The organism is Streptomyces laurentii (assembly GCF_040635425.1).
GTDB classification, from domain to species: domain Bacteria; phylum Actinomycetota; class Actinomycetes; order Streptomycetales; family Streptomycetaceae; genus Streptomyces; species Streptomyces laurentii.
Window position 1 is genome coordinate 1 of the sequence record NZ_JBEYHT010000111.1, and the last position, 8,756, is coordinate 8,756.

General features: G+C 71.7%; 8 protein-coding genes. 1 reads left to right on the forward strand and 7 read right to left on the reverse strand.

Features of this window, described 5'->3' with window-relative positions; genetic code table 11:
* Nucleotides 1-76 precede the first annotated feature (76 nt).
* From pheT to infC, 7 genes are all read right to left on the reverse strand, one after another.
* Nucleotides 77-2,593 (reverse strand): phenylalanine--tRNA ligase subunit beta, encoded by a 2,517-nt coding sequence (gene pheT, locus ABZ693_RS35555; RefSeq protein ID WP_359885635.1) that lies wholly within the window; start codon nt 2,591-2,593, stop codon nt 77-79.
* Nucleotides 2,593-3,720: a phenylalanine--tRNA ligase subunit alpha gene (gene pheS / locus ABZ693_RS35560; protein ID WP_359885636.1), complete on the reverse strand. Its 1,128-nt coding sequence runs from the start codon at nt 3,718-3,720 to the stop codon at nt 2,593-2,595. Before pheS ends, pheT begins: the two co-directional genes overlap by 1 nt.
* Nucleotides 3,721-3,914: 194 nt before the next feature.
* Nucleotides 3,915-5,261, reverse strand: coding sequence for a sensor histidine kinase (locus ABZ693_RS35565; protein WP_359885637.1), 1,347 nt, complete (start codon nt 5,259-5,261; stop codon nt 3,915-3,917).
* A gap of 79 nt (nt 5,262-5,340) precedes the next feature.
* Nucleotides 5,341-6,183 carry a TrmH family RNA methyltransferase gene (locus tag ABZ693_RS35570; RefSeq protein WP_359885638.1) on the reverse strand — a complete coding sequence of 281 codons (843 nt, stop codon included), beginning with the start codon at nt 6,181-6,183 and terminating at the stop codon, nt 5,341-5,343.
* Nucleotides 6,184-6,354: 171 nt separating this feature from the next.
* Nucleotides 6,355-6,741, reverse strand: a complete 387-nt coding sequence (rplT, locus tag ABZ693_RS35575; protein ID WP_189976603.1) for a 50S ribosomal protein L20 — start codon at nt 6,739-6,741, stop codon at nt 6,355-6,357.
* Between the two features lie 106 nt (nt 6,742-6,847).
* Nucleotides 6,848-7,042 carry a 50S ribosomal protein L35 gene (gene rpmI, locus ABZ693_RS35580; RefSeq protein ID WP_030493495.1) on the reverse strand — a complete coding sequence of 65 codons (195 nt, stop codon included), beginning with the start codon at nt 7,040-7,042 and terminating at the stop codon, nt 6,848-6,850.
* A 124-nt stretch (nt 7,043-7,166) separates the two neighbouring features.
* Entirely contained in the window at nt 7,167-7,880 is a 714-nt protein-coding gene (infC, locus tag ABZ693_RS35585; RefSeq protein WP_359885639.1) for a translation initiation factor IF-3, read from the reverse strand.
* Nucleotides 7,881-8,192: 312 nt separating this feature from the next.
* On the opposite strand from infC, the gene ABZ693_RS35590 reads away from it, so the two are divergent.
* On the forward strand, nt 8,193-8,588 hold the full coding sequence (locus ABZ693_RS35590; protein ID WP_359885640.1) for a DUF1844 domain-containing protein: 396 nt from the start codon (nt 8,193-8,195) through the stop codon (nt 8,586-8,588).
* Nucleotides 8,589-8,756 lie beyond the last annotated feature (168 nt).

Sequence of the window (8,756 nt, forward strand, 5' to 3'; positions counted from 1 at the left end):
CGTTCCGTGAGCTGCTCGCGCGCGCCCGGGAAGCCGACCTCGCCGCCCTCGCCCACCCCGTGCTTCCCGCGGGCGGTTACGCGCCGCGCAGGACCGCGCCGGTGTGCTCGGCGGCCATGGCGACCGCGGCGTCGCGGGCCGCCGTCGCCTCCTCGACCGTCAGGGTGCGGTCGGCCGCGCGGAAGCGCAGCGCGTAGGCCAGGGACTTCTTGCCGGCGTCGATCTGGTCGCCGGTGTAGACGTCGAACAGGCGGATGGACTCCAGGAGTTCACCCGCGCCGCCGGCCAGGTAGTACTCGACCATCGCGGCCGGGACGCTCTGGTCGACGACCAGGGCGACGTCCTGGGTGGCGACCGGGAAGGCGGAGATGCTCGGGGCCTTCACGGCACCCTCGCTCGCGCGCTCCAGGACGTCCAGGTCCAGCTCCATGGCGCAGGTGCGGGCGGGCAGGCCGAGGGCCTTGACCACCCGCGGGTGCAGCTCGCCGCCGTGGCCGGCGAGGGTCTTGACCCCGTCGACCATGACGTGGAACGCGGCGCACCGGCCCGGGTGCCACGGGGCGTGCTGGTCAGCGTCGATCAGCAGCTGCGCGCCGGACTCGGCGGCCACCAGGCGCGCGGCCTGGATGGCGTCGGCCCAGTCGGACGGGCGGCCCTTGCCCCACCAGCCGGCCTGCTCGCGCGAGCCGGAGAGGACGACGGCCACGCGGCGCGGCTGCTCGGGCAGCACGCTGTTGACGCGGGCGATCTCCTCGTCGCTCGGGCGGCGGTCGACGGGCAGACGGACGGCGACGCCCGGCTGGCCCTCGGTCGGCCGGAAGACCAGGCCGGTCTCGAACAGCGCCAGGTCGTGGCTGCCGCGGCCGTCGTTGCGGCGCAGCGCGCCGAGCAGGCCCGGCAGCAGCGTCGTACGGAGCGCGGGCTCCTCGTCGGACAGCGGGTTGACCAGGGTGACGACCCGGCGGCGGGCGTCGTCCGCGTCCAGGCCGAGCTGGTCGAAGACCTGCGCGCCGATGAACGGGTAGTTCAGCGCCTCGACGTAGCCGGCGCCGGCCAGGGCGCGGCCCACCCGGCGGTGGACGCGCTGGCGCTCGGTCAGGCCGCGGCCGGCCGGGGGCCGGGGCAGCGTGGAGGGCAGGTTCTCGTAGCCCTCCAGCCGGATGACCTCTTCGGCGAGGTCGTTCGGCGCGGCCAGGTCGGGACGCCACGACGGCACGGTGACGATCAGCTCGTCCTGTCCGTAGACGTCGCAGCCGATCTCCTGGAGGCGGCGGACGACGGTCTCGCGGCCGTAGGCGACGCCCGCGACCTTGTCCGGGTGGTCCGCCGGCATGGTGACGGTGCGCGGCGCGGAGGGCGCGACGACCTCGGTGACGCCGGCCTCGGCCGTACCGCCCGCGAGCAGCACCAGCAGGTCGGCGCAGCGCTGCGCCGCCGCGGCGGCGGCCTTCGGGTCGACACCGCGCTCGAAGCGCTTGGACGCCTCGGAGGACAGCTTGTGGCGGCGGGCCGTGCGCGCGATCGCGATCGGGTCGAAGTGCGCGGCCTCGATGACGACCTCGGTGGTGGCACCGGCGAGGTCGGCGTGGTCGGCGATCTCCGTGTCGGCGCCGCCCATGACGCCCGCGATGCCGATGGGGCCGCGGTTGTCGGTGATGACCAGGTCGGCCGGGTCGAGGACGCGGACCGTGCCATCGAGGGTGGTGATCTTCTCGCCGGCCTCGGCGCGGCGGACCCCGAGGGGACCGTCGAGCCGGGTGCGGTCGTAGGCGTGCAGCGGCTGGCCGAGCTCCAGCATCACGTAGTTGGTGATGTCGACGGCGAGCGAGATCGGGCGCATGCCGGCCTTCTGGAGGCGGCGCTTGAGCCAGATCGGCGACCGGGACTCGGGGTCCAGGCCGACCACGGTGCGGGCGGTGAAGCGGTCGCAGCCGGCCGGGTCGGCGACCTGGACCGGGTAGCCGTACGCGTTCGGCGCGGGCACGTCGAGCAGCGCCGGGTCGCGCAGCGGCAGGCCGTACGCGATGGCGGCCTCGCGGGCGACGCCGCGCATCGAGAGGCAGTAGCCGCGGTCCGGGGTGACGGCGATGTCGAGGACCTCGTCGAACAGCTCCAGGAGGACCGTGGCGTCGGTGCCGATCTCGTGCTCCGGCGGCAGCACGATGATGCCGTGCGTGCCGTCGTCGCCCATGCCGAGCTCGTCGCCCGAGCAGATCATGCCGCGGGACATCCGGCCGTACGTCTTGCGCTCGGCGATCCGGAAGTCGCCGGGCAGCACGGCGCCGGGCAGGGCCACGACGACCTTGTCGCCCTCGGCGAAGTTCCGGGCGCCGCAGATGATCTCCTGCGGCTCGCCGGTGCCGTTGGCCTGGCCGACGTCGACCGTGCAGAACCGGATGGGCTTCTTGAAGTCGGTCAGTTCCTCGATGGTGAGGACCTTGCCGACGACCAGCGGGCCGGTGAGGCCGGCGCCGAGCTGCTCGACGGTCTCGACCTCGAGGCCGGCCGAAACCAGCTTGGCCTGCACGTCACGGCCGGTCTCCGTCGCCGGCAGGTCGACGTACTCCCGCAGCCAGGAAAGCGGGACCCGCATCAGATCTCCATCCCGAAGGGCCGGGTGAAACGAACGTCACCCTCGACCATGTCTCGCATGTCTTCGACGTTGTGGCGGAACATCAGCATCCGCTCGATGCCGAACCCGAAGGCGAATCCGCTGTACTTCTCGGGGTCCACACCGCAGGCGACGAGCACCTTCGGGTTGACCATGCCGCAGCCGCCCAGCTCGATCCAGCCCTCGCTGCCGCAGGTGCGGCACGGGCGGTCCGGGTTACCGACGGACTCGCCGCGGCACACGTAGCAGAGCATGTCCATCTCGGCGGACGGCTCGGTGAACGGGAAGAAGTTCGGACGGAGCCGGGTCTTCATGTCCGAGCCGAAGAGCGCCTGCACCATGTGGTCCAGGGTGCCCTTGAGATCGGCCATCGTCAGGCCCTCGTCGACGGCCAGCAGCTCGATCTGGTGGAAGACCGGGGTGTGCGTGGCGTCGAGCTCGTCGGTGCGGTAGACGCGGCCGGGGCACACCACGTAGACCGGGGGCTCCCGGTCGATGAGGGTGCGGGCCTGGACCGGCGAGGTGTGCGTACGGAGCACGACACCGGACTCGTCGCCCGTCGTTCCCTCGGGGCCCTGGACGAAGAAGGTGTCCTGCATCTGCCGCGCCGGGTGGTCCGGCACGAAGTTCAGGGCGTCGAAGTTGAACCATTCGGCCTCGACCTCGGGACCCTCGGCGACCTCGTAGCCCATGGAGACGAAGACATCGGCGACGCGCTCCATGAGGGTGGTCAGCGGGTGCCGGGCGCCGGCCGGGACGCGGTCGTACGGCAGCGTGACGTCGACGGCCTCCTCGACGAGGACGCGGGCGTCGCGCTCGGCCTCCAGCTCGGTCTGGCGGGCGGCCAGAGCCTTGGAGACGGCGCCGCGGGCCTGGCCCACGATCTTGCCGGCCGCGGCCTTGGCCTGCGGGGGCAGCGCGCCGATCTCGCGGTTGGCGAGCGCCAGCGGCGAGGTGCCGCCGGTGTGCGCGGTCTTCGCCTGCGCGAGCGCGTCGAGGTCGCCCGCGGCTGCGAAGGCGGCGATCGCCTCGTCCCGCATGCGCTCGATCTCTTCCGGTTTCAAGGCTTCGACCTCGACCGGGTCGTACGACTTATTGGGTGCCGACATCTCTTCCCGTGTTTCCGTTGGCTGGCTGGGCGGTCCCGCTCGACGTCAAGGGCGCAAACGTGCCAAAGGACGAGTCTAACGGGGCGCGGGGACGCGAATGAGCCCGTAGGCGGCCCGGGCGGCTCCTGACCTCGGTCCGTCTCGGCCGGTGAGACACGAGACGCGATCCGTCGCCGCTTGTGGCGGCGGTGGGATCAGACGAGGTGGGCCGGGGTGCCGACGGGCAGGATAAATCGGAACTCGGCCCCGCCACGGGGACCGCGTCCGACGGTGATCGTGCCGCCGTGGGCCTCGACCAGGCCCTTGACGATATAGAGGCCGAGGCCGGTCCCGCCGCGCTTGCTGCCCCGCCAGAAGCGGGTGAACACGCGGCCCATCGACTCCTCGGGGATACCGGGTCCCTCGTCGCTCACGGTGACCTCCGTCCCCTTCTCCCCGTCGGTGGTGGCCATGGTGGGTGCCACGTCGATGGTGACCGTTCCGCCGCCGTGGCGCACCGCGTTTTCCAGCAGGTTGCCGAGGATCTGGTCGATCTTGTCGGGGTCGGCCCACAGGTCCGGCAGACCGGGCCGGACCCGGACGAAGAAGCTCTCGGGGGCCTGGCCTCGGGCGGTGTGGGCGTGGACGTGGCGGCCGACGGCGGCGGCGATGTCGACGCGCTGGCGGCGGACCTCCAGACGGCCGGAGTCGATCCGCGAGATGTCGAGGAGCTCGGCGATGAGCCGCTTGATGCGGCCGGCGTCGGCGTCGACGGTCTCCAGCATCAGCCGCTTCTGGTCGTCGGTGAACCGCTCCCATTTGGCGAGGAGCGTGGCGGTGAAGCCCTTGACGGAGGTGAGCGGCGAGCGCAGTTCGTGGGCGACCGTGGCGATCAGCTCGGCGTGGCTGCGTTCGGTACGGCGGCGGGCCTCGGTGCCGCGCAGCGAGACGACGACCCGGCGGACGGGGCCGGTGGGGCGGGTGCGCAGATAGCGGGCGGAGACCAGGACCTCGCGGCCGCCGGGAAGCAGCAGATTGCGTTCGGGCTGGCCGCGGCGGGTGGCGAGGCCGCCGTACGGGTCGGTGAGCGCCCACCAGCGGTGGCCCTTGAGGTCTTCGAGGGGCAGCGCCTGGTCGAGCGGGCGGCCGAGGGCCCGGGCGCCGGGCACGGCCGTGATGCGGCTGGCGGCGGCGTTGAAGCAGATGATCCGGCCGGTCTCGTCGGCGACGACCAGGCCGTCGGGCAGGTCGTCGGGGTCGATCCCGAGCTCCGGTCCGAATCCGTACCCCGGGCCGGACCCGGAACCGGGTCCGTTTTCCGGACCGCCGCCCGCGCTGACGCCGGCGCCCGGGTGGCCGCCGCCCGGTCCTGGACCGGCTCCCGGCGCAGACGCCGGGGCGGGCCGGGTGTCCGGGCCGGGTCCCGGCCCTGATCCGGACCGCGGGGCGGCTTCGCTTCCGTACGGGACGGGGGCGGCGCGCGGCCCGGGTACGGGTGGAGGTTCCGCCCCGTATGGCGCGGCGCTCCGTGCCTGTGCGGGACTGCCCGTACCGACTGTCATCCCCTTATCCCACCCCTCCGTGTAACGCAGTGGGCCCCGAGTTGGTCACCCTACTAGGCCCAGGGGGCGCATGGAGGGATCAGAGGGTGGTTCGGGGCGGGCGCTGGGCGCGCGCGGAGGCGTACAGGCACACGGCGGCGGCGGTCGCGAGGTTGAGGCTCTCGGCCTTGCCGTGGATCGGGACGCGGACGACGGCGTCGGCGAGGGCGCGGGTCTCCTCGGGCAGGCCCCAGGCCTCGTTGCCGAAGACCCAGGCGGTGGGGCCGCCCATGGTGCCGGCGTCCAGTTCGTCGTCGAGGTCGTCCTGGCCGGCGCCGTCGGCCGCGAGGATCCGTACGCCGACGCTCTTGAGGCCCGCGACGGCCTGCTCGACGGGGACGCCGACGGCGACCGGGAGGTGGAAGAGCGAGCCGACGGAGGCGCGGACGGACTTGGGGTTGTACAGGTCCACGGAGGCGTCGGTGAGGACGACGGCGTCGGCTCCGGCGGCGTCGGCGCAGCGGAGCACGGTGCCGGCGTTCCCGGGGTCGCGGACGTGGGCGAGCACGGCGACGAGCTTGGGCCGGGCGGCCAGGATGTCCTCGAACGGCGAGTCGAGGAAGTGGCACACGCCGACGAGGCCCTGCGGGGTGACCGTCTGGGAGACCTCGGCGAGGACCGCGTCGGAGGCGTGGTGGACGCGGGCGCCGGAGGCGCGGGCCGCGTCGACGATGGCGGCGTAGCGCTCGGCGGCCTCGACCGTCGTGAAGAGCTCGACGAGGGTGGGCCGGCCGGCGGTGCCGCGGTGCTCGACGGCCTCGCGGACGGCCTGCGGGCCCTCGGCGAGGAAGAGGCGGTCCTTGCCCCGGAAACTGCGCTTGGCGAGCCGCCGGGCGGCGACGACGCGCGGTGAACGCGGGGAGATCAGCTCGGGGGTGGCCATGTGCCTGCGGCTCTCTGACTCAAGTGACGGCAGCGGTGGGGCGGGGTGGCCGGCGCCGGACGGCGGACCTTGGGGTCGGTGCCGGGCGGACGGCCGGAAGGGGCGGTCAACGCGCCGGACCCGCAGGCGCGGGGCCTGCGGGTCCGGGCAGAAGTACTGCGGCCTGGAAGATCAGGCAGCGGCCTTCGGGGCGTTGACGTCGGCCGGGAGGGCCTTCTGCGCAACCTCGACCAGCGCGGCGAACGCGTTGGAGTCGTTGACCGCGAGCTCGGCCAGGATCTTGCGGTCGACCTCGATGTTGGCGGCCTTCAGACCCTGGATGAGGCGGTTGTACGTCATGCCGTTCTGGCGGGCAGCGGCGTTGATGCGCTGGATCCACAGCTGACGGAAGTCGCCCTTGCGCTTCTTGCGGTCGTTGTAGTTGTAGACCAGCGAGTGGGTGACCTGCTCCTTGGCCTTGCGGTAGAGGCGCGAACGCTGACCGCGGTAGCCGGAAGCCTGCTCGAGGATCGCCCGGCGCTTCTTGTGGGCGTTGACTGCCCGCTTGACGCGTGCCACTTCTTAACTCCTTGTAGCGGGGCCGTGGGGGTACTCACACGACCCGAAAAACGGATGGGTCCCGGTCTCGACCGGATGCCCTCGTCGCCGAGGGCGGGAGATCAGATCAGATGCCCAGCATCTTCTTGATCTTGGCGGAGTCACCCGGGGCCATCTCGGCGTTGCCGGTGAGGCGACGCGTCAGCTTGGACGACTTGTGCTCGAGCAGGTGGCGCTTGCCGGCGCGCTCGCGCATGATCTTGCCGGAGCCGGTGACCTTGAAGCGCTTCTTGGCACCGGAGTGCGTCTTGTTCTTCGGCATGGCGCCGTTATCTCCTCGTCAGTGGCGCTCCCCCGGTGCGGACACCGGTACTGCCGGGAGCGTCAATTCTTCGTTTGATGGTTCCGGGCGGAACCCGGGGCCGCCGTCCGGCAGCCCCGTGGGATCACGCCTCGGGGTTCTCGGCCGGCATGTCGACCGGAGTGTCGGCCGACAGGTCGGCCGAAGCCTCGTCGTCGTCCTGGGCCGAGACGGGCGCACCGCCCAGACGCTCGGCCTTGCGGGCGGCCTGCGCCTCGCGGGCCTCGGCCATGGCCTCGGTCTTCTTCTTGTGCGGGCCCAGAACCATGATCATGTTCCGGCCGTCCTGCTTCGGGTTGGACTCGACGAAGCCGAGATCCTGAACATCCTCCGCGAGGCGCTGCAGCAGTCGGTAGCCGAGCTCCGGCCGGGACTGCTCACGACCACGGAACATGATCGTGATCTTGACCTTGTCACCCTGCTTGAGGAACCGGACGACGTGACCCTTCTTGGTGTCATAGTCGTGCGGGTCGATCTTCGGCCGGAGCTTCATCTCCTTGATGACCGTGTGCGCCTGGTTCTTGCGCGCCTCACGGGCCTTCATGGCCGACTCGTACTTGAACTTCCCGTAGTCCATGAGCTTGCACACGGGCGGACGGGCGTTCGCCGCTACCTCGACAAGATCGAGGTCGTACTCCTGTGCGAGCTCCAGGGCCTTCGCAAGCGGCACAATGCCAACCTGCTCGCCGCTGGGGCCGACAAGACGCACCTCGGGAACGCGAATCCGCTCGTTGATGCGGGGCTCGGCGCTGATGGATCCTCCTCGGTTGCACCACGCGACCGCCTGGCGGACGGACACGTCACGGTAGAACTGTCGAGACCAACCGAGCCGATGCAAGAAAAATGCCCCGGACGGGACACAGGCGGGGCTCCAAGGAAACCGGAGCGCCGCGGTCAACCGCGGGGCGCGTCATCGGGCGGCCCCATCGTCCGTACGGAACGATGGTCGCCACCAGACCGGTGACCCGCCGTCCGTGAGGACGGCCAGGTGGGAGTTCGGAGCCTCCACTTGTGGGCCGGACACACAGGTATCCAGCCGGTCTTTATGTGCCACAACCTTAGCAGGACCCTCTGGTCGGCGCGAACCACGCCGCGGCTTAGGCTGTGGGGCATGAGCGAGACGCCCCAGAACGAGTCGACCGACTCCGCCGTTCCTTCGAACCCTTCGGACACGCCCGACTTCTCCGCGATGACGCGTGACATCGCCGAGGTGCCGGCGGTCGAGGTGATCGTGACGGTCGCCGTCAACCTGATGAGCGCCGCCGCCGTGAAGCTCGGCCTCACCGAGGAGGGCGACGAGTACAAGGACCTCGACGAGGCCCGCAAGCTGATCCACACGCTCGCCGGCCTGCTCGACGCCGGTGTGCCGGAGATCTCCTCCTTCCACGCCTCGCCGCTGCGCGACGGCCTGAAGTCGCTCCAGCTGGCCTTCCGCGAGGCCTCCTTCGTGCCGGACGAGCCGGGCCAGGGCCCGGGCGAGAAGTACACCGGACCGGTGTACGGCTAGAAACCTCGAAGAGCCCCGGACCCTCGCGGGATCCGGAGCTCTCGGAGTCCTACGATCCACCACGACACACCTCCGGCCGCCACGGGTAACCCGTCGCAGCACGAGTACTGGCGCAACCAGATGCGCGACGGCCTGGTGGAGGCCTTCGAGCGCTCGTACCGGGGCAAC

Bases quoted from the DNA above. Each gene is read 5' to 3' on its own strand.
- ABZ693_RS35570 (WP_359885638.1), bottom strand. From the start codon at position 6,183: ATGGCCACCCCCGAGCTGATCTCCCCGCGTTCACCGCGCGTCGTCGCC.
- rpmI (WP_030493495.1), bottom strand. From the start codon at position 7,042: ATGCCGAAGAACAAGACGCACTCCGGTGCCAAGAAGCGCTTCAAGGTC.
- ABZ693_RS35590 (WP_359885640.1), top strand. From the start codon at position 8,193: ATGAGCGAGACGCCCCAGAACGAGTCGACCGACTCCGCCGTTCCTTCG.
- pheS (WP_359885636.1), bottom strand. From the start codon at position 3,720: ATGTCGGCACCCAATAAGTCGTACGACCCGGTCGAGGTCGAAGCCTTG.
- pheT (WP_359885635.1), bottom strand. From the start codon at position 2,593: ATGCGGGTCCCGCTTTCCTGGCTGCGGGAGTACGTCGACCTGCCGGCG.
- ABZ693_RS35565 (WP_359885637.1), bottom strand. From the start codon at position 5,261: ATGACAGTCGGTACGGGCAGTCCCGCACAGGCACGGAGCGCCGCGCCA.